A 20,454-nucleotide genomic window follows, 5' to 3' on the forward strand; every position below is an offset into this window, starting at 1 on the left:
AGCAGCCCACCTTCACCCCACCGCGCATGACTAGACTCCCGCAACCGCAACCAACGTGACCGCAACCCCCGAAAAGCCGCTGATGCGCGCAACGGGTCATTTCGGCTCCGCTCAACCGGCAGCATAGACCAGCCGACTTAGCCCCTGACTCACCCGCCCGCAACCACGCCACCACCGTTGGACGAAAACCAACATCAACCACGGAGAATCGGAGGCGAAAACGCAATATCGATCATGTAAACGGTTCGTCACTGACCGTGAAAAGCGATACAATAGAGCCATGAATTCGATCGTGGCAGACCGCAACCTGGAGGCCGCTTCCGACCAGCAACTGGTCGAAGCCGCCGCCACGATCATCACTGCACTCACCCACCGGCCCCGCACCCAAACCGGCGCCGAAGCCATGGAGTTGGCCGAAGCTCTGGCCGCTGTGCTCGATCAAGCTGAATTGCCATTGGCCGAACTGATCGGTGTAGTCGATCGGTCCGGGCAGATGAAGGACCGGGGCCTGGCCTCCACCCAAGCCTGGCTGCGGTGCCGGATGGGGATGCGCGGCGGCCGTATCCACGAACGCATCACCCTGGCCCGGCAACTACACCGCCTGCACCAGGTGCGCGAACGGCTGGCGGCCGGGACACTGTCGCACGGGTATGCCGCCACCATCGCTGACGCCCTCCAACGCCTGGACAACGACCAAGACTGCGCCGAAGGCGAACAGATCCTTTTGACCGCCGCCGACGGCGGCGTGTCACCGCTGCAGATCGCGCAACTCGGCACGACCCTCCACGACCGGGTCAACGAAGCCAACGGCACCGACAAGCCGCCCGAAGACATCCGACGCGGCTACCACCGGTCCTGGCTGACGGCCAACCGATCCATCGACGGCGGCTGCTACCTCAAAGGCTGGCTCAACCCCGAAGACACCGCCATCCTCGACGGCACACTCGCGCCACTGACCAAACCCGCCGGAACCGACGACCTACGCGACCGCGCCGAACGCACCGCCGCAGCGTTGACCACCCTGCTATCGCAGGGCCACAAAGACAGCCGCGTCACCGTCATCGCCCACCTGGACACCCTCACCGGCGACGACACCCCCGGACGGCTCCGCGACGGCACACCGATCCCCGCCGCGCAGGTTAGGCGGCTGGCGCTCAACGCCGGCATCTCCACCCTGATCCTGGGCGCCAAGGAGGTGCCGCTGTATCTGGGCCGCACCGCCCGCATCGCCAGCCCCGCCCAGCGCCAGGTGCTGGAAACCCTGTACGACACGTGTGCGGTCCGGGGTTGTGAAGTGCCCGGCTTGCTGTGCGAGATCGACCACGTCGATGGATGGGCGCTGGGACACAGCCCTACCGATATCGACAAGCTGGCGTTGTGCTGCGGGTGGCACAACCGGTGGAAACACGCCAACCCCGACCAGATACAGATCAGCCAGGGGCAGGACGGGCTCTTCGTCTACCGGACACTGCCACCTAAGGGGAAGGCCGCACGATCCAGACGAAGACTGGTCGATCAGGCCGACAACCCCTGGCGCAACGACCACCACGCGGCCTGACACCCGCTTGATCTGCCTCTGGCCCAGGACATTCCATCCCGGGTCCTGCAGGCATGTCCGGGATCAGGAGCGCCCGTCGCAGAAGGCCTTCGGCTCAGCGGCAGGGCGCCTCGTGCTTCTCGCGAAACCCACACAAGCGCAGGCCCCCGCCCTCTTGACTGCACCGGCGCGTTCTCCCGCTGCCCTGCCCAGGCCCCCCAGGGGGGCGTTCAGGCGTCGCCTTCACTGGCGCTGGCGTCGGCGGTGACGTCGGCGAGGGCGCGGATCAGGGGGTTGGTGTTGGGGGTGTGCCAGGCGAAGGCCCATCGGATGGGCGGGGCGTCGCGGACGGGGATGTACACCAGGTTGGGCCAAGGGTAGAACCGGGCCGCCTCAGCGGGGCAGGCGAGCACCGCCTGTCCGGAGCTGACCGCCTTGATCTGGTCGTCCCAGTTGGAGACCTTCGGGCCGCGGGCGATCAGCCGTCCCGAAGGGGTGCGGAACGGCTGGACCGCCTCCTCCATGGACGCCGGTACAGGATGCTCGGGCGCCACGAAGGTCAGGTCGCCGTAGTCCTCCAGGCAGAGCGAGGTGCGGTCGGCGTGGGGGTGGGTGGCGGCCATCATCAGGACGATCGGTGACGTGTGGGTGATCGGGCCGATGGTGATGTCCGGTTCGCGGAGCGGCAGCCATAGGTGGGCCACGTCGATCTCGCCCGAGCGCAACGGCGTGAGCGGGTCGGTGGGGTTGAGGTCGCGGTGGACGAACCGGACGGCAGGGTGGCGAGTCCGGAATCGTTCGACGAGGTCGCCGATCATCCAGGCCTGGGGGCCCATGCTGCCGAGTGTGAGCGTGCCGCCGGTGTCGCGGACGGCGGCGGAGACCTCTTCGATCCCATCGATGATCTGCCGGTAGGCGGGGTGGAGGGTCTGGTAGAGCCGCTCGCCGATGGAGGTCAGGCGGACCGTGCGGGAGGTGCGTTCGAACAGTGGCGCGCCGATGCGGCGCTCCTGCTTCTTGATGGCGTGGCTGACCCGGGACGCCGTGATGTGCAGGCGTTCGGCCGTCCGTCCGAAGTGCAGTTCCTCGGCCAGCGCCAAGAAGATCTCGATGTCTCGAAGCTCCATGAATCCCCTGATCGTGAACATAGCGGTCATCGCTGCGTTGCTACAACGCGCATCGATGATCTGCGGGCAACGCTGCCTTGCCGACATCGCCGTTGTTCGGGGGTGGTCGTCCAGCAGCCTGATGGCGGCGAGGCGCGAACTGCCTCCGGGAGTGGACATGAACGAGCGGGCGTCGATCGCCCGTCGCGCTGACGACGTCTGGTCCGAATCAGTGGTCGTTCAGATCGGCCGCGTGCCGCAGGTTCGGGCCTGGCATGCGGTGGTCGCCGCGTCCATGGCCTGGGAATCGCCCGGCATGGAGCCGCCGCCCCCTGCGCACCTGGCCACCGCGTCGATGATCGTGTGGACGGCCACACGCGCGGACGAGGTCGTGGGGCTGGCGATGCTGCCTATCGCTGCTGTCTCCGACCGCGCGCAGGTGCACGTCCACCCGTCATCGGCGACCGGCTGGTGAGCGCGCTGACCAGCGAGGTCGGCCGGCGTGGCCTGCACACGATCACCGTGGCCGTGGGCGGTACTGGCGACGCCTTTTGTGTGCGGCGCCGTCTGGTCCATCTGCGCACGCTGCATCATCTGCCGCTGGGTGAGAGGCATCCGGGCTGGCTGGACGAGATGGTCGCGGCCGAGCATCCGGGGTACCGCCTGATCGGGACGGAGCGGATCGCCCGCCAGGCCGCGACGACGCCGTGCCGGGCGATGTGCTGACCGTCGCCGCCGAACACGGCCGCAAGGTCGTCTGCTGCACCGACGTGCTGGTCCCGGCGGCATCGGGCCCCGCGCCGCCGCCCAGCACGACCATCGACCGGCTGCCCGACACCACGGCCTCGCGCTGGGCCTCTGGGGCAAGGCGGCGATGCTGCGCACCCTGTACGACCAGTATCCGCAGGTCACCCATGTCGCCACCGGCAATCCCGAGCACGTGAGCATGCTGCTGGCCGTCGACCATCACCTGGGCTTCCGCCCGCACCACCGAATACCGCCTCGAACTCGAAGGCACGACAGTGAAGGTTCCGTAGGCACCGAAGCGAGCGGTTTCCGTGGGACGCGGTCAACGGCCTTGTCCACGGCAGGAGTCGAATCGGCTGCTGCTGAAAAGCCGCAGGTCACAGGAGTATTGGTCTCGCCATTGGTCGCTCGAGTTCGAGAGTTCCCGAATTAAAGAAGATTGTCCGGATTCGGTCCCAGCTGCGGGCGGCGGGCGGCGGGACGCCTACGGTGATCTTGAAATTTGGTTCCCAAGAGGAAGAGAGCGCGCATGCGTTTGCCCCTCGGACCGGCTTTCGGACTGGTGGTGGCCGCGGTCCTGGTGCCCGCGCCCGCCTACGCCGACGAGCCGTCGGCGAAGGCGATCGAGGCCGCGACAGGAGTCAAGGGACTCGTACGGCCCTCCGGTGGTGGGGCAGGCGAGGTCGGGGCGACGACGACCCGCGACGAGGTGTGGGGCTCGACGACGGTGCGGATCGCGCGGGACGCACGCCGCGGCGTGTCCGTCGTCGACAGCGGCTCGGGCTCGGTGGCGCTGGGACTGCCGGGCGGGGGCCGTCCCGTCGTCAGCGCGAAGGGAACGGTCGTTTATCCCGGCACGAAGTTCCGGTCGGCGGTGCAGACCACGCTCGACGGAACCGTCCGAGGTCTGGTCGAGGCCGACGAGGCGGGCCCGCGCACGTTCGCGTTCCCGCTGACGGTTCCGCAAGGCGCCCGGATCGCGCGGAACGCGGACGGCAGCCTCGATGTCATGCGGGACGCCTCGCCCGTCGGGCACATCGACGCGCCTTGGGCCAAGAGCACCAAGGGCGAAACGGTCCCCGCCTCGTTCGACGTGGACGGCACCACGGTCGTGCTGCGCCTCGGGCAGGCGAACGCCTCCCGGGTCGTCGCGGGCCTGGCGTATCACGCGGCGCCCGGCAAGGGCGGCTACCGCGGCGCGGCGACCATCGACGCCACCAAGAGGACCAGGACGTGGAGCAGGCAGGAGATGCGGCAGGCCAAGCCGCTCGACGCCCCCAAGGTCGCCCCGGAGGGCACCCGTTCCGAGCCCGCCCGGACGGCGGCGGCGGCCGCCACTGATCCCGCCGTGGGCGCGATGTTCTTCAGCTTCCTGGGCGTGAAGAAGCGGTGCACGGCCACGATCGTCCACCGCAACCTGATCGCGACGGCGGCCCACTGCATCCAGCAGAGCGGCATCATCTTCAACCGCTGGACCTTCGCCCCGCAGTACGACAAGGGCGCCACCCCCTACGGCTCGTGGAAGATCAAGACGATCTACTACGACCAGCGGTGGGGCAAGCTGAACAACAACCCCGACTTCGACTACGCGTTCATCTCCCTGCAGCCGCAGAACGGCAAGTACGTCGGTGACGTGGTGCCCTGGGGCCAGGCCAAGCTCACCGACTTGTCGTGGCGAGGCCCCTGCTCCGGCGACGGCTGCCCGGAGATCCCGACGCACGTCACCGGCTATCCCAAAACCCTCGACACTCCCCTGGAGTGCTTCACCCAAAGCCGTCTGATCTACATCTCCGAGAACGGTGAGAAGGGAAGCTACTACTACACCTTCCCCTGCAAGGGCTACGCCGAGGGTGTCAGCGGCACGGCCCTGGTGGGCCAGTTCCCTGAACAGGGCCACCCCGGCTACGAGGTCATCTTCGGCGTGCTGGGCGGATACCAGGGAGGCGGCGACACCGACGACGTCTCGTACGCCTCCTACTGGGTCGACGGCAAGACCCTCTTCGACGACGCCGCGAGCAAGGCCATCTAGGCCACCGCCGCTTTCTCCCGCTGGGCCTCGTCTCCCTTGGGCGGGGCCCAGCCCCATACCCGGGCCCCCAGCGAAGTACGGGTCACCGGGTCCTAAAGGTCAAGCTCTCCGCGCTTGGCCAGCTCCACCAACGCGCCGAACGATCTGCTTTCCAGCTTCAGGTGACCACCCTCTGGAGCCTTGGAATCCCGTACCCCGATCGCACTGGCCAGCCGTGCCACTTCGACGCAGGCGTCATCATTGAGTCCGCCGCTACGAGAACCCTTGCGCCACACGATCACTTGTAGGCCCTTTCGCTTGCTCAACCATGCCCGACCTTCGTCAGCTGGGCATCCACCAGGACACTCACATGGTGCTTAGACTCCAAGGTCATTGGCTACCGGCGAGCAAGGAATTCGGGCATGGCAGAGGTCGTACTGTTCCATCACGTGCAGGGGCTGACGCCCGGAGTCGCCGCTTTCGCCGACGAACTCCGCGCGGTCGGCCACACCGTCCACACGCCCGACCTCTTCGACGGACGCATCTTCGGCTCCTTCGAGGAGGGCGTCGGCCACGTCGAGCAGGTCGGCTTCGGTGAGATCACCGAGCGCGGTGTCCGCGCGGCCGAACCGCTGCCGCGGGATGTCGTTTACATCGGCTTCTCGCTCGGTGTGCTGCCCGCCCAGAAGCTGGCGCAGACGCGGGCGGGCGCGCGAGGCGCGCTCTTGGTCCACGCCTGCATCCCCGTGTCGGAGTTCGGTGCGGCATGGCCTGACGGTGTGCCGGTGCAGGTGCATGCGAAGGAACACGATCCGTTCTTCGCCGAGGACATCGGCGCCGCCCGCGCCCTCGTCTCCGACTGCCCTGACGCGGAGATGTTCCTGTATCCCGGAGATCAGCACCTGTTCGCGGACGAGTCGCTGCCGTCCCACGACCCGGACGCCACCAAGCTCCTGACCCAGCGGGCGATCGAGTTCCTCGGCTCGCTGTAGGAGACGGCTCGCTGCCCTCTACAGGTCGAGTTCGCCGCGCTTGGCCAGCTCCACCAACGCGCCGAACGATCTGCTTTCCAGCTTCAGGTGACCGCCTTCAGGATCCTTGGAGTCCCTAACTCCAACGCCTTCGGCCAGCTGTGCCACCTCGACACACGCCTCATCACTGGCGCCGCCGCTGCGGGAACTCTTACGCCATCGCCTCATACAAAAGACCCCAGTGCTTGTTCGATCGCATCTCCGGACGCACCCCTGGACAGGGCGACATCACCGATCTGATCGAACCATATTCCCAAGGCCGCAGCCTCTTCACCAGCCTCTATCAGGCGTCCGCCCGTTCGCGCGTACCAGAGCAGGCGCTCGAAGTGCCCCCCGGTGTCCCAAGCCTGATCGAGGCGTTTCATGTGCCCATCGCCAGGACGCAGCCGTCCAGCCTCCCAGCTGGATCCAGTCCCCTGGGCTACCTTGACGATCATCGCCGCCTGGGCCAGCGAGAATCCTCGCTGGGATCGGTAAAACCACAGGTCGAAGGCGAGCCAGGCCCAGAGTGACGACTTCGGATCTATTGACTCTCTGACACTCATCGCTCACCTACAGGTGTATCGCGTGGATTTCAATCCACCGCACGCTAGCTCTTGAACACCGATCCTGAGGTCGAGTTCCCCCAACCTCAGGACGGCGGCGATGGACCATCACGCGAACGGCTCCGAGATCCGTATGACACTGCTCGCCGAGCCCTCGTCGGTGGTCCTGACTCGGGAGCTGGTCCGGTACGCGCTTGGCATGTGGGGCTTTCCTCAGCCGCTCATCGAGGACTCGATGCCGGTCATGAGCGAGATGGTGAACAACGCCGTCAACGCGGCTCGCGGGCACGAGATCCGAGCTCGGGTCGCCGTCTGCCAGGGCGCCCCGCTTCTTGAGTGTTGGGATCCTTCGCCTGAGCTTCCGCAGCGCCGTGATGCGTTGCCGGACGCGGAGGACGGGCGCGGGCTCACGATCATCGCCGCGTATGCCAAGGACACCGGCGTTCGGGCGGCGGTGGGACGAGGGAAGGTCGTCTGGGCTCTCATGCCTGCTTGAGCGGCTTGGTCATTGGCTGGCCAGGTTTCTCCTGTTCGTCGTTCACCTGGCGTTCGACCATGATCGACAAGCTGCCGGAGCAAGATCCACTTCGGTCGGCTCAGGAGACACATGGACGGCGCACCGCGAACTCTTCGCCGGAGACTCTCCGCCCTGGTGGCGGCTGCGGGGCTCGTTCTCGCGACGCCCTCGGCGGCCGACGCGTCGGCGGGGGCGGTGCCGGTGCAGTTGCTGTCGATCACAGATCTGCACGGTTACTTCGGCGAGTACACCACCACGGTGCCCGGGGCGCGGGCCGGGGAGCCCGCGCAGCAGGTCGGTGGCGGCGCGTACCTGACCACTCATTTGAAGCGGCTGCGGGCGGGCAAGCGGAACTCGATCTCGTTCTCCGTCGGAGACGACTTCACTGGCTGGCCGAATGAGACGGGCTGGTTCTGGAACGAGCCCACCATCGAGTATCTGAACTCGATCGGGCTGGACTTCTCGACGGCAGGCAACCACGAGATGGACCGGGGCTATGCCTTTTTGCGCCACATGATCGACGGCACCTGCGCGGGGCGGCCGGACAAGGATCTGTGTTTCAAGGATTCGAGCGGCCGGCGGTTCCGTGGCGCGGACTACCACTATTACTCCGGCAATCTGGTGCATGAGCGCAGCAAGAAGCCGGCGCTGCCTCCTTATCGCGTGGAGTACGTCGACGACGGGCGGGGCGGCAGGCTTCCGGTCGGCTTCGTGTTCGCCACCACCGCGCTGGCCTCGCAGGAGCAGATGTCCTACACGCCGAAGGGCTTCGACTTCCTGGACGAGGTCGAGACCGTCAACAGGTACGCGGCGCTCCTGCGCAAGCGGGGTGTGCGGGCCATCGTGGCGGTCATGCACGAGGGCTTCTCCCAGCAGTCCGGGGCGGGCTACGACGAGTGCGTCAATCCGTCCGGGCCCGCGGTGGGCTTCAACGCCCGGATCACCCCGGACGTCGACGCGATCGTCACCGGGCACTGGCACGCCCTGGTCAACTGCATGCTTCCCGATCCGGCCGGCGATCCCCGGCCCGTGGTCGAGGCGGCCAACCATGGGCGGCTGATCAACGAGATCAACCTCCGGCTCGACCGGCGCACCGGTGAGGTGCTGCGGGACCAGACCACTTCGGTCAACCACGCCAACACCAAGGACGTGACGCCTGACCCGGAGACGTTGCGAATCGCCGACTACTGGCGGCGGCAGGCGGTGCCCCGGGGCAACACTCCGGTGGCGACGGTCACCGCCGACCTGACGCGGGCGCCGGGCGACGGCGCCGAGTCGACCCTGTACAACGTGACCGCCGACGCCTTCCACTGGGCCGCCAACCGGGACGGGCGGGCGGATCTCGCGGTCGCGATGCCGGGCATCCTGCGGCGGGATCTACGGTACGCCGCCGACTCTGCCAACCCGGCCGACGCCCCGGGGCGGGTGCTCTTCTCCGAGGTCGCCCTGGGAACGGTGTACGACAGCGGCATCGGTGTCGGTCTGGTCCGGGGTGATATCACCGGCGCGCAGCTCGACGCTCTGCTGGAGAGCCAGTGGCAGCAGGCCGCCGATGGGTCTGTGAAGTATCGGCAGATGGCTGTCTCTGGCAACGTCCGCTATGGCTGGGATCCGTCGAAGCCTGTCGGGCAGCGGGTCGCTTCCGTGTGGATTGGAAAGCGGGCGGTCAAGCCGCACTCCATTTATCGGATCGCTACTTTGGCGAACAATTTCTTCGCCAAGAACGCCACTCCCGGCTTCACCGCCCTGTTCGAGGCGAAGAAGCAGGACCGCAGCCTCTACAACGGCGGCGACGCGCTCTGGCGCTACCTGGAGAAGAAGTCCCCGGTCAGCCCTCCGGCGCTGGGCCGGGCCACGGCTCAGGGGGCGTAGTTCATGACGTGGTCGTGGAGCATCTGGGGCGCGGCGGGGTCGCTGCGGCGGAACGCGTCGATGAGCTGGGCGTGCTCGGCCGACTTGGAGTAGATCTCGGTCCGGTGGATGCGCAGGGAGAGCGTCGTCCAGAGCTCGATGCCCAGGGATTCCCAGACGGAGCTGAGGAGGCGGTTGCCGGCGGCTTCGACGATCTCTCGATGGAAGTCGATCGACAGGCGCATCTGGGCTTGGAGGTCTTCGGTTTCGGCTGCTTCGGCCAGGCGCTGGTTCTGGGCTTCCAGGGCGTCCAGGCAGGTGGCGAGGCGGGGCAGGGCGAGCTCTACGGCGGTGCGCTCCAGGCCGGCGCGGACGGGGAAGATCTCGGCGAGGTCCTCTTCGGTGAACGCGCGGACGCGGGCCCCTCGGTTGGGCAGCGACTCGATCAGGCGGAGGGCTTCGAGCTGGCGGAGGGCCTCGCGGACCGGGCCCTGGCTGACGCCGAGTTCGGTGGCGATGCGGCGTTCGACGATGCGCTCGCCCGGTGCCCACCGGCCCGTGGAGATCCCGTCCACGATGAACTCGCGGATCTGGTGGGAGAGTCCTGCGCGCAGCAGCGGGGCATCGTCGGTCGGCGCGTTCACGGAGCCCATGGTAGAGCGCGGCGGGCAGGGGCAGCCGCGCACGGGGCGGGTCCGGACGTAAGTGACTCTTGACCTGCCTTGGTATCATCATATGATCGATCATTGATCAATGATGATCGATGAGTGGTCGGTGACCCCGCGCCACGCACCCTCGTACGGAAGAAGAAGCCGATGGCTGAGACCACCAAGGCCAAGCCGGCCCGGACCCGCGCGGCGCGCGGGACGGCGGCCAGGGCCCGCACCCGGGCCCAGCGCACGACTGCTGAGGGCGCCGAGCTCGTCGCCCATTACCGGCAGATGTTGCTGATCCGGCGGTTCGAGGAACGCGCCGCGCGTGCCTACACCGAGGCCAAGATCGGTGGCTATTGTCACCTGAACCTGGGCGAAGAGGCCACCGTGGTGGGGCTCATGTCGGCCCTGCGGCCTACGGATTATCTCTTCACGAATTACCGGGAGCACGGCTACGCCCTGTCCAAGGGCATCGAGCCGCGCCGGGTGATGGCCGAGCTGTACGGGCGTTCGACCGGGGTCTCCAAGGGCTGGGGCGGGTCGATGCACATGTTCGACGCCGAGGCCCGGTTGCTCGGTGGATACGGGATCGTCGGCGGGCAGTTGCCGCTGGCCACCGGCGCTGCCTTGGCCGTCTCCTACAAGGGCGGCGACGACGTCGTGATGTGCCACATGGGTGAGGGAACCGCCGCCATCGGCGCCTTCCACGAGTCGCTCAACATGGCCGCGCTCTGGGATCTGCCGGTTGTTTTCGTGATCATCAACAACGGGCTCGGCATGGGGACGACGGTGGAGAATTCCGCCGCGGAGCCTGAGCTGTGGCGGCGGGGCGCCGCCTACCGGATGGACAGCGCTCGGGTGGACGGCAACGACGTGGTCGCGGTGCACGAGGCCGCCAAGATCGCCGTGGAGCGGGCTCGCACGGAGAGCAAGCCCTACCTGCTGGAGGCGACCAGCCTGCGGCTCAAGGGGCACTCGGTCGTCGACCCCGCGCGTTACCGGTCCAAGGAGGAGAAGGAGGCCCTGAAGGCCGCCGACCCCCTCGCCCGGATGGCGCTGGAGCTGGAGGAGGCCGGGGTTCTCTCCCTTGAGGAGCGGGAGAAGATCGACGCCGAGGTGACCGCCGAGGTCGAGGACGCCGCCGCGTTCGCCGACCAGAGCCCGCACCCGGACGTGTCGACGCTCTTCGACTACACCTACGCGACGCCGGTGGAGGGCGAGCTGCGCCGCCTGCCCGCCGACCCGGTATTCCAGGCCTGAGGAGGGCGACTTATGGCAACGACGAGTTACCGCCAGGCACTCCGGGAGACCCTGCGCGCCGAGATGCTCCGGGACGAGAACGTCTTCCTCATGGGTGAGGAGATCGGCGTCTTCGAGGGCTCGTACAAGATCACCGAAGGGCTGCTCAAGGAGTTCGGGCCGCGCCGGGTGAAGGACACGCCGATCGCCGAGGAGGGCTTCGTGGGCGCCGCGATCGGCGCCGCCATGCTGGGGCTGCGCCCGGTCGTGGAGATCATGACGATCAACTTCTCGCTGCTGGCGCTCGACCAGATCGTCAACCACGCGGCGAAGATCTACGGGATGTTCGGCGGCCAGGCCAGCGTGCCCATGGTCATCCGCACGCCCGGCGGCGGCGGCCAGCAGCTGGGCGCCACGCACTCGCAGAACGTCGAGCTGTTCTACTCGTTCATCCCCGGGCTCAAGGTGCTGGCGCCCAGCACGCCCGCGGAGGCGTCGGCCATGCTCAAGGCCGCGATCCGCGACGACGACCCGGTGCTGTTCCTGGAGAACCTCGCGCTCTACAACACCAAGGGCGAGCTCCCGGCCGACATTCCCGACATCGAGCCCGCCGTGATCGGCAAGGCCGCTGTCACCCGTCCGGGGACGGACATCACGATCGTCGCGTACTCGCGGATGGCGCATGTGGCGACGGAGGTGGCCGAGACCCTGGCCGCCGACGGCATCTCCGCCGAGGTCGTCGACCTGCGCAGCCTGCGCCCGCTCGACCGGCAGACCGTCGTCGACTCCGTCCGCCGCACCGGCTGCGCCGTGGTCGCCGAGGACGACTGGCTGACGTACGGCATCGGCGCCGAGATCGCCGCCAGCATCCAGGAGGGCGCGTTCGACTGGCTCGACGCGCCCGTGCGCCGGGTCGCCATGGCCGAGGTGCCGCTCCCCTACTCCAAGCCGCTGGAGCTGGCCGCGCTGCCCTCCGCCGATTCCCTGATCACCGCCGTGCACGACACTCTCCGCGCGCGCGGCCGCCGTCTGCAGGAGACCGCCCGATGACCGAGATCCTCATGCCCCGCCTCTCCGACACGATGGAGGAGGGCGTCATCAGCTCCTGGCAGAAGCAGCCGGGTGACGAGGTCGCCGTGGGCGACGTCATCGTCGACATCGAGACCGACAAGGCCGTCATGGAGTACGAGGCGTACGAGGCCGGCGTGCTCGAAACGATCCTCGTCGGCGAGGGCGAGACCGCCGCGATCGGCGCCCCGATCGCCATCATCGCCCCCAAGGGCGCCAGTGTCGCGGCCCAGGCCGCGCCCAGCCCCGGTCCCGACTCGGCCTCCGCCGCCCCGGCTCCGGCTCCCGCCCAGGCTGCGACTCCCACGGCCGCCCCGACCGCCGGTTCTCCGGCTCCGGCCGCCGCTGCCCAGGCCGCCGAGGTCCCGGCTCCAGCCGCCGATGTCCCGGCTCCGGCCGCTGCACAGGCCCCCGCTCCTGAATCCGCCGCTGCTCCCGTTCCGGAGCTGGGCGCCGGTGCGTCCGTCTCGGGGCCCGCCGTTCCGGCTTCGAACGGCTCCGGCGAGGCCCCGCGCTCGCGTCCGCCGTCGTCGCCGCTCGCGCGCAGGCTGGCCCGCGACCACGGGCTCGACCTCACCACGATCACCGGTACCGGTCCGGGCGGACGCATCGTCCGCGCCGACATCGAGGCCGCCATCCGCGACGTCCCGGCCGCCGCGCCCACCGCCACCTCCACCGCGGCCCCCGCCCCGGCGGCTCCGGCCCCGGCGGCTCCGGCGAAGACGGCCACGCCGCGCGTGGACGAGGACACCGAGGCCGTCCCGCTCAACCGGTTCCGCAAGGTCGCCGCCCGCCGCCTCACCGAGAGCAAGCGGAACGCGCCGCACTTCTATCTGACCCGCGACGTGGACGCCGAGGCGCTGGTGGCGTTCCGGGCGACGATGAACGAGGCGCTCGCGCCCGCGAAGATCAGCGTGAACGACCTCATCGTCAAGGCGTGCGCCACCGCGCTGCGCGAGCACCCGGAGATCAACGTCTCGTTCACCGAGGACAACCTGCTCTTCCACAAGCGGGTGCACGTCGGCGTCGCGGTCGCCGTGGCGGACGGCCTGCTGGTCCCGGTCATCCGCGACACCGACCGCAAGGGCGTGGCGGAGATCGGCGCCGAGACCCGCGCGCTGGCCGCCACGGCCAGGGACGGCAAGCTGGGCGCGAACGAGATGAGCGGCGGCACGTTCAGCGTCAGCAACCTCGGGATGTTCGGCATCGACTCCTTCTCGGCGGTCATCAACCCGCCGGAGTCGGCCATCCTCGCCGTGGGCGCCGTCCGCGACGAGCCGGTCGTCCGCGACGGCCAGGTCGTCCCGGGCAAGCGCATGGCCGTGACCGCCTCGTTCGACCACCGCGCCATCGACGGCGCGACGGGCGCCAAGTTCCTGGCCCGCCTGGTCGAGCTCCTGGAGAAGCCCCTCCTCATCGTCGCCTGACGACACCGAAAAGAGCTGTGCCCGCCGCCCTTGTGCAGGACGGCGGGCACACTGCGTTTGACGCTGTTCTCGCTGGGGTGTGTCAGTGGGAGAAGGTCGCGCTGTGCAGGTCCACCGGGTTGGTGGTGTCGCCGGTGGCCGCGCCGTACACGGCCACGAAGGACGAGCCGGTCGAGACCAGGCCGGTGTAGTCGCCGACCATCCGGCCGGAGCTCGTCAACGGCACCGTCCGGGCGTCGAAGGAGCCCTCGAGGTGCTGTTCGCGCCACGATCCGGACGCCGTGCACTTCGCCGCGCAGGTCACGGCCCAGAAGTCGGTGGGCAGCGTGGCGGCGGAGGTGTTGTTGCGGAAGTCGTAGTAGGTGACCGCCACGGTGCCGGTGCGGGACACGGCGATCGACGGGACCGCGGCCGAGCCGGTGGGCGTCTTGTCCACGCGAATCGGGGTGGACCAGGTCTTCCCGGCGTCGGCGGACCGTGAGTACGCGACGTGGAAGGTGCCATCGGCGTCCTGGCTCTGCCAGACCGCGTTCACCACCTTGCTGTTCGGCTTGGCCGCCAGCAGCGGCAGCGACGCGTTGCGCACCGGGTCACCCGAGTTGTCCGGGTCCGGGATCTTGACGCCGACGGCGAACGGGGCCGCCACGTTCAGCGTCGGCGCCGACCAGGTGGCGCCGCCGTCGGTCGAGCGGATGACCTGGGTGGCGGCGGTGGTGTCGGTCTCGTGGTGCATGCCGATCAGCAGCGCGCCGTCGGCCATCGGCACCAGCTCGGTACCGATGACGCCGCCGTTGGCGGCGAAGTCGTACACCTTCTTGGTGGTCCAGGTGCGCCCGTCGTCGGTCGACTTCGCCAGGTAGACCGGCTGGGTCCAGGCGCCGCTCGCCTGGGTCTCGACCCGGTCCCACACCGCGTAGACCACGCCCGGGCGGTACGGGTCGGCGGTGACCGCCGGACGGTCGTTGAAGAGGTTCGGGTCGTTGTCGCGCGCCAGGGTCACCGGGTCGTCCCAGTGCTCGCCGCCGTCGCCGGACCGCGACACGAGGATCCCCGTCGTCTCCCCGGTGCGCGACAGCGAGAGCGACGCGGCCACCGCCGTGCCGGTCGGCGTGACCGTCACCCAGTGGTCCGTCGCGACGTCGTAGTCACCGCCGTTCGCCGCGGTCCCGCCGTCGCACCGGGAGAACGCGGGCTGCTCCGCCGACCGGCGCCAGGTCGCGCCGCCGTCGGTGGACACGGCGGTGCCGGTCCCGTTGCCGCCGTACCGGTTCCACCGGTCCTGCTGGTACACCGCGACCAGGCGTCCCGGCCGCTTCGGGTCGGACGCCAGCCACGGCTGGATTTCGGTATTCGGGTTCAGCACGTAGCCGTTGCCCTCGGGCAGCCCGCAACCCGCGGGCAGCGCGCTGGTACTCGTCACCCGCGCCACACCGGCGCGGTCGGCGCCGTCCGCCAAGGCGGGCTGGGCGGCAACGGTGCAGGCGAACACGGCGGCCGCCGCGACGGCCACTGACCTGGAACGTCGTTTCAACGGGGTTTCCTCATCATCGGGGGGTGTCTTCCACAGGGCACGCTGCCGCCGACCCCGGCAACGTGTTCCCAGCAGACGCCGAATGGCACGACCGACGCTACCGCCCCAAGATCAAATTCGCTCCCTAACGGACGATCTTGGGGAAGCGGACTACCCGGTCGTCCGCCGCCGTGGGGCTCCCCCGGCCGTCTCGGTTGCTGGTGGTGATCCAGAGGTGGCCGTCGGGACCTGCGGCTACTTCGCGGAGGCGGCCATAGGTGCCGGAGAGGGCGGACGTGGGATTGCCGGACGTGCCGCCCTCGCCGTTCAGGGGAACCTGCCACAGGCGGGTGCCGCGCAAGGCGGCGACGTAGAAGGTGTCGCCTGCCACGGTGGCGCCGCTAGGGGACGCTTCGGCGGTGGTCCAGGTGACGAGGGGGTCGCGGTAAGTGGGTTCGCCGCCCTTGCCCTCGACGTTGGGCCAGCCGTAGTTGGCTCCGGCCGTGATGTGGTTGACCTCGTCCCAGGTGTTCTGGCCCAGCTCGGAGGCGTACAGGTGACCGCCGCCCCAGCCGAAGCCTTGGACGTTGCGGTGGCCGAGCGTGTAGACGACGGAGGACGGGTCGGGGTTGTCGGGCGGCGGGGAGCCGTCGGGGCGCATCCGGAGGATCTTGCCGCCGAGGCTGGCGGGGTTCTGGGCGTTGGCGGTCTGCGCCGCGTCGCCCGTTCCGGCGTAGAGCATGCCGTCAGGGCCGAAGTGGATGCGGCCGCCGTTGTGGATGGACGCCTTCGGGATGCCCGAGCGGACGACTTCCTGGGTGGGCGTGGCCGCGAGCTTGAAGCGGACTATGCGGTTGTCGTTCGCGGCCGTGTAATAGGCGTAGACGTAGCCGTCCTGGGCGTAGGTCGGGCTGACGGCCAGGCCCAGGAGACCTCCTTCGCCCGCCGGCTGGACGCCTGTGAGGCGGGCGACTTCCGTGGGTGGAGAGCCTGGGGTCAGACGCAGGATGCGGGCGCTTGTGCGTTCGGACACCAGGGCGGCGCCGTCGGGGAGGAACGCCAAGCCCCAGGGGACGGTCAGGCCGGTGGCGACCACGTCGGGTTTGGTGAAGTCGAATTCCGGCTCGGCGGCCGAGGCGGTCGAGGCAGTTGGGACCTTCAAGGCGGCCGGGACGGCCGAGGCGGTCGGGGCGGCGGACAGGGGTGTCACGGTCAGGGCGATTCCGAGGATGAGCGCGCGAAGTCTCATGTCGGTCCTCTTCAGCGGGGGGCGGACTCCTGGGTCACCGGCCGGATCACGACGGAGTACGTGTATTCGCGGTCTGGCCGGACCTGATATTCGGGGCGTACGGGGTTGGGAGTGTCCCCGACACCGGTGACGGCGTGGTTCACGTGGAAGGTGTTCCAGCCTGGGTTGCGTACGCGGGCGAACGGATAGAGGGCGCGGTCCAGGTCGTCGTATGGCGTGACCGATGCTTCGAGGTCGCCGCCTACGAGAAGACCCGTGCCGCGTGCGTTCGTGAGGGTGGCCCAGCGAACGTCATCGTGGTTGCCGTAGTCCTGCGGCCGGTAGTACGAGACGTACTGGTCGTCCACGGAGGACGACCAGACGCCCATGCGGGTGCCGTCCTTGCGGTCGTTGTAGTTCTCGACGGGCCCGCGTCCGTACCAGGAGAAGCGCTTGAACGTGTCGGGCATCTTCAGCGTGAAGCCCACCCGGGCCAAGTAGGGAACGGCTCGGACACGTCCCTGCGGGCTGACTCGGTGGTTCAGCTCGATCTGCCCTGAGCCGTCCACCACGTACGTCGTGGTCTGGTCGAGCCAGGCGTCGGCGTAGCCCGGCGCCGAGACCCTGCTGGTGATCCCGATTGTGGCCTTGTCGCCTGGCGTGACCGTGATCGAGGTGGGAGTGGTGGCGAGGCGGTCCAGGCCCGCGAGGCGCCAGTCCTCGCCCTCGGCGCGGCCCCAGGTGTAGGTCTCGTTGCTGATCGGCGGGCGCCACACGTCGAGCTCGGGGCCCGTGCGGAGCAGTTCGACGCCCTTGTGGCGCATCGAGGTGAGCGTGCCCCGGGCCCGGTCGAACACGTACCGGAAGTCACGGCCGGACACGACGATCTCCTTGGCGTTCTGCGTCGTCTCCACCTTCCCGTTCGACGGCGTCGCAATCCCCGGCACCGCCGTGCCTCCGGCCGGGAACTGCCCGAAGCCGACCACGTGCCCTGCCGGGCCGTACCAGGTCCGCTTCGCGAGCACCGTCTCGACCGTGAGCCACCGTTCGTTGCCCGAGGGGTTCGCGGGAGGCGGCGGGATCGGTGCCGCGACCGAGCCGCCTGGCGCCAGGCTGAGCGGACCGCCGCCCGACCGCAGCGTGCGGCGGCCTTCGGTGTAGCGCCAGCGCAGCTTGAGGTCGGCGGTGCCGGCGAACGCGCGCTCGCTGGCGACGGAGACCTGATCGCCTGTACGGGTGACGCGGATCGGTGACTGCACCCAGGCGAGCTGGGCCAGTTCGGGCTGGAGGTAACGATCTGAGCCGACCAGGCCGTCATCGCCGGACAGGCTCTCCCCGTTCGACAGGAACGTCCCCTTCTTGCCGAAGTCGTCGAAGTCGAGCGCGAGCACCGCGTCCTTCGTCGGATCGGCGCCGGAGCCCAGCTCGGCGGGGGTCAGCGCCCGGCCGTAGATCCGCGCGTCGTCGATCGAGCCGTGCGCCATCCGGCCGTTGAGCTGGTCCTGCATGGTCTCGGAGTTGCGGCCCACGTTGACGTCGCCTGACGACCACGCGATGGTGCCGCTGTACGGGACGTTCGCGGCCTCCTTGCCGTCGACGTAGAGGCGCAGGGCGGTGCCGTCGTAGACCCCGGTGACCCGGTGCCAGTTGTCGTGCCAGCTGGCGGGCACAGGCGCGCGGACGGTCCGCCAGGTGCCGCCGCTGAAGATGAAGAACTCCAGCGTGGTCTCGTTCGACATCTTGAGGCCGTACTGGTGGTCGCCCTTGGTCATGATCGTGAAGTCGCCCGTCCACGGGTACGCGGGCTTCACCCACGAGTCCAGCGTCACCTTGTCGCCGATGAGGTCGAGGCGCCGGTCGCGGTAGACCTCCACGAAGTCGTCCAGCCCGGAGAAGTAGAGCGCCTTGCCGCGGTGGCCCTCGACGGTCTTCGGCAGGCCCTGCAACCAGCTCTTGATCTTGCTGGGCGAGGAGTCCGGGGTCGTGATGAGCGGATGCCGCAGGTTGGCCTCGGCCCAGTCCCAGATGAAGCCGCCCTGCACCTGCGGATACTTGCGGACCACCTCCCAGAACTCGCGGAAGTTGCCGAGGCTGTTGCCCATCGCGTGGGCGTACTCCCCCATGATGATCGGCTTGGACGTGACGAGCGCCTGCGCGGCGAGGCGTGCCGGGGTCGGGTAGCGCGGGCCCCAGACCTGGGCGAACGGGGCGTCGCCGTCGGGCGAGTTGGACTGGTGGTACAGCGGTCGCGCCGGGTCGGTGGCCTTGGCCCATTCGGCCATCCTGGTGTGCGCGGCACCGAGGCCCGCCTCGTTGCCGGTGTCCCACATGAAGACGCTGGGGTGGTTCTTGTCGCGCGCCACCATCGCCTGGAACCGTTCGAGGAACGCCTTCTGCCACTCGGGCCGGTCGGCGAGGCAGTCGCGCGGATGGCCCGCGGGCAGCCCGCAGTTCTCCACGTTGTGGGTCTCGATGTCGACCTCGTCGTCGATCCAGATCCCGCGGCGGTCGGCCAGCTCGTAGAGGTACGGGTCGGACGGGTAGTGCGAGGTGCGGATCGCGTTGACATTGAGCCGCTTCATCAGCGCGACGTCGGACTCCTGCCGCGCCCTGGTCTGGTGCCGTCCGGTGTCGGGATCGGTCTCGGCGCGGTTGACGCCCTTGATGAGGATGCGCTTCCCGTTGACGAGCAGCTGCCGGTCCCTGATCTCGATCTTGCGGAAGCCGAGGGTCTCGCTGGTGGTCTGGGTGACGCGGCCGCCGGGATCGACGAGTTCGAGGGCCAGCCGGTAGAGGTTCGGGGTCTCGTCCGACCACTTGGCCGGGTCGGCGACCGGCGTCGACAGCCGCAGGGGCGCGGTGCCGCCGGTGACCGCGACCTTGCCCGCGAAGCGCTTCACCGGCTTGCCGCGCGGGTCGAGCAGGGTCGCACGCACGGTGTGCTCGCCCTTCGCGCCCTGCGTGCTGGCGAGGGTCAGATCGGCGTTGAGGGTGGCGTCGCGGTACGAGGCGTCGAGATCCGTCGTGATGGACGCGTCGCGCACGAAGGTCTTGGGCGTCGAGTACGCCCACACCGAACGGAAGATTCCGCTGTATCGCCACTGGTCGTAATCTTCCATGTAGGAGCCGGCGCTCCAGCGGTGAACCTGCACGGCGACCGTGTTGGCGCCCTCGCGGACGTGGGCGCTCACGTCGAACTCGGCGGGCGTGTAGCCGCCCTGGTCATAGCCGACGTACTTCCCGTTCACCCAGACGAAGTAGGCGCTGGTCACGCCCTCGAAACGCAGGACCGTGCGCCGGTCACCCCAGCCGTCCGGCACGTCCAGGCGCTTGACGTACGCACCGGTCGGGTTGATGTCGCGCGGCGTCTTCGGCGGATTGTCCGGCCAGACCTCGGTGGGGATGTTGCGGAACACCGGATGGTCGATGCGGTCGCTCTGCCAGGTGTGCGGGACCTTCACCTTCGGCCAGCGGGACGTGTCGTATCCCTTGCGGTAGAAACCGGCGGGCACCTCACCGGGCCGCTCGGCCAGCTGGAGCCGCCACTCCCCGTCCAGCGACCGCGACCATCGCCGCTCGCTCGGCCGGAGCATGGCGTGCGCGGGCTCCTGCCCCTCCGCCACCATCTGCGGGTCGTCGAGATACGTGTACACATCGGACGGCGGTTCGGGTGCCGCAGCCGAAACCGCGCGCGGCCAGGCGAGCGAGGCCACCGCGATGAGGAGAGCCAGGCAGACGGTCAGGGAGCGGGGGGAACGTCGCGCCATTACTGCGCGCCTCCTAGGTGGGCAGGCCCCCTGACTGTGTTCATGGCTTTCGCGGCCTTGGCCCCTCGCCTGGCGGCTCAAGACCAAACCGCAAAGCGGCGAGCGCGACATCGCTTCGCGATCTTCGCCTGGAGCATGGCCTCCGGCTCGCTCCAGGCTCAGGTAGCGCGCTCGCGGTGCGGGGGGCGGTCCAGCGCTGGATTCACATATCAACAAGGAC

At 69.0% G+C, this 20,454-nt stretch carries 18 protein-coding genes; 10 read left to right on the plus strand and 8 right to left on the minus strand.

Features of this window, described 5'->3' with window-relative positions; all coding sequences use genetic code 11:
• Positions 1-280 precede the first annotated feature (280 nt).
• Positions 281-1,558 (plus strand): DUF222 domain-containing protein, encoded by a 1,278-nt coding sequence (locus ACGFNU_RS27275; protein WP_392598017.1) that lies wholly within the window; start codon positions 281-283, stop codon positions 1,556-1,558.
• A gap of 209 nt (positions 1,559-1,767) precedes the next feature.
• Here ACGFNU_RS27275 and ACGFNU_RS27280 read toward each other — a convergent pair whose 3' ends face one another.
• Entirely contained in the window at positions 1,768-2,664 is an 897-nt protein-coding gene (locus ACGFNU_RS27280) for a LysR family transcriptional regulator (protein ID WP_392598018.1), read from the minus strand.
• Between ACGFNU_RS27280 and ACGFNU_RS27285 the strand changes: the two genes are divergently transcribed.
• The 3 genes from ACGFNU_RS27285 to ACGFNU_RS27295 all read left to right on the plus strand — a co-directional run bounded on the left by ACGFNU_RS27285 (position 2,663) and on the right by ACGFNU_RS27295 (position 5,419).
• Positions 2,663-3,118, plus strand: coding sequence for a hypothetical protein (locus tag ACGFNU_RS27285; protein ID WP_392598020.1), 456 nt, complete (start codon positions 2,663-2,665; stop codon positions 3,116-3,118). The two genes, ACGFNU_RS27280 and ACGFNU_RS27285, sit on opposite strands and share 2 nt — an antisense overlap.
• On the plus strand, positions 3,115-3,369 hold the full coding sequence (locus tag ACGFNU_RS27290) for a hypothetical protein (RefSeq protein WP_392598022.1): 255 nt from the start codon (positions 3,115-3,117) through the stop codon (positions 3,367-3,369). The genes ACGFNU_RS27285 and ACGFNU_RS27290 overlap by 4 nt, the downstream gene beginning before the upstream one ends.
• Positions 3,370-3,919: 550 nt before the next feature.
• Positions 3,920-5,419 (plus strand): trypsin-like serine peptidase, encoded by a 1,500-nt coding sequence (locus ACGFNU_RS27295; protein ID WP_392598024.1) that lies wholly within the window; start codon positions 3,920-3,922, stop codon positions 5,417-5,419.
• Positions 5,420-5,511: 92 nt separating this feature from the next.
• Here ACGFNU_RS27295 and ACGFNU_RS27300 read toward each other — a convergent pair whose 3' ends face one another.
• Positions 5,512-5,724: a DUF397 domain-containing protein gene (locus ACGFNU_RS27300; protein ID WP_392598026.1), complete on the minus strand. Its 213-nt coding sequence runs from the start codon at positions 5,722-5,724 to the stop codon at positions 5,512-5,514.
• Between the two features lie 96 nt (positions 5,725-5,820).
• On the opposite strand from ACGFNU_RS27300, the gene ACGFNU_RS27305 reads away from it, so the two are divergent.
• Positions 5,821-6,390 (plus strand): dienelactone hydrolase family protein, encoded by a 570-nt coding sequence (locus ACGFNU_RS27305; RefSeq protein WP_392598028.1) that lies wholly within the window; start codon positions 5,821-5,823, stop codon positions 6,388-6,390.
• Positions 6,391-6,408: 18 nt separating this feature from the next.
• Here the strand turns inward: ACGFNU_RS27305 and ACGFNU_RS27310 are convergent, their stop codons facing one another.
• Entirely contained in the window at positions 6,409-6,597 is a 189-nt protein-coding gene (locus ACGFNU_RS27310) for a DUF397 domain-containing protein (RefSeq protein ID WP_392598030.1), read from the minus strand.
• On the minus strand, positions 6,594-6,974 hold the full coding sequence (locus ACGFNU_RS27315) for a hypothetical protein (RefSeq protein WP_392598032.1): 381 nt from the start codon (positions 6,972-6,974) through the stop codon (positions 6,594-6,596). Before ACGFNU_RS27315 ends, ACGFNU_RS27310 begins: the two co-directional genes overlap by 4 nt.
• Positions 6,975-7,074: 100 nt before the next feature.
• On the opposite strand from ACGFNU_RS27315, the gene ACGFNU_RS27320 reads away from it, so the two are divergent.
• Complete coding sequence (locus ACGFNU_RS27320; protein WP_392598034.1) at positions 7,075-7,470, plus strand: ATP-binding protein; 396 nt, start codon at positions 7,075-7,077, stop codon at positions 7,468-7,470.
• Between the two features lie 111 nt (positions 7,471-7,581).
• Positions 7,582-9,363 (plus strand): bifunctional metallophosphatase/5'-nucleotidase, encoded by a 1,782-nt coding sequence (locus ACGFNU_RS27325; protein WP_392598036.1) that lies wholly within the window; start codon positions 7,582-7,584, stop codon positions 9,361-9,363.
• Here the strand turns inward: ACGFNU_RS27325 and ACGFNU_RS27330 are convergent.
• Positions 9,351-9,986 carry a GntR family transcriptional regulator gene (locus tag ACGFNU_RS27330; protein WP_392598038.1) on the minus strand — a complete coding sequence of 212 codons (636 nt, stop codon included), beginning with the start codon at positions 9,984-9,986 and terminating at the stop codon, positions 9,351-9,353. The genes ACGFNU_RS27325 and ACGFNU_RS27330 overlap by 13 nt on opposite strands.
• A 171-nt stretch (positions 9,987-10,157) precedes the next feature.
• On the opposite strand from ACGFNU_RS27330, the gene pdhA reads away from it, so the two are divergent.
• Genes pdhA through ACGFNU_RS27345 form a run of 3 tightly spaced genes read left to right on the plus strand, consistent with a single transcriptional unit; the run spans position 10,158 to position 13,729 of the window.
• Entirely contained in the window at positions 10,158-11,255 is a 1,098-nt protein-coding gene (gene pdhA, locus ACGFNU_RS27335; protein ID WP_392598040.1) for a pyruvate dehydrogenase (acetyl-transferring) E1 component subunit alpha, read from the plus strand.
• Positions 11,256-11,267: 12 nt separating this feature from the next.
• On the plus strand, positions 11,268-12,284 hold the full coding sequence (locus ACGFNU_RS27340; RefSeq protein ID WP_392598041.1) for an alpha-ketoacid dehydrogenase subunit beta: 1,017 nt from the start codon (positions 11,268-11,270) through the stop codon (positions 12,282-12,284).
• Positions 12,281-13,729 carry a dihydrolipoamide acetyltransferase family protein gene (locus tag ACGFNU_RS27345; protein ID WP_392598043.1) on the plus strand — a complete coding sequence of 483 codons (1,449 nt, stop codon included), beginning with the start codon at positions 12,281-12,283 and terminating at the stop codon, positions 13,727-13,729. The genes ACGFNU_RS27340 and ACGFNU_RS27345 overlap by 4 nt, the downstream gene beginning before the upstream one ends.
• A gap of 82 nt (positions 13,730-13,811) precedes the next feature.
• On the opposite strand, the gene ACGFNU_RS27350 is transcribed toward ACGFNU_RS27345, so the two are convergent.
• From ACGFNU_RS27350 to ACGFNU_RS27360, 3 genes are all read right to left on the minus strand, one after another.
• The gene (locus ACGFNU_RS27350) at positions 13,812-15,260 is read right to left on the minus strand and encodes a sialidase family protein (RefSeq protein ID WP_392598045.1); all 1,449 of its coding nucleotides are present in this window, start codon (positions 15,258-15,260) and stop codon (positions 13,812-13,814) included.
• A gap of 124 nt (positions 15,261-15,384) precedes the next feature.
• Positions 15,385-16,488, minus strand: coding sequence for a PQQ-dependent sugar dehydrogenase (locus ACGFNU_RS27355; RefSeq protein WP_392598047.1), 1,104 nt, complete (start codon positions 16,486-16,488; stop codon positions 15,385-15,387).
• Positions 16,489-16,499: 11 nt separating this feature from the next.
• Positions 16,500-20,234: a glycoside hydrolase family 2 TIM barrel-domain containing protein gene (locus ACGFNU_RS27360; RefSeq protein ID WP_392598049.1), complete on the minus strand. Its 3,735-nt coding sequence runs from the start codon at positions 20,232-20,234 to the stop codon at positions 16,500-16,502.
• Positions 20,235-20,454: the final 220 nt, after the last annotated feature.

It is taken from the genome of Spirillospora sp. NPDC048911 (assembly GCF_043198015.1).
Classification (GTDB): domain Bacteria; phylum Actinomycetota; class Actinomycetes; order Streptosporangiales; family Streptosporangiaceae; genus Spirillospora.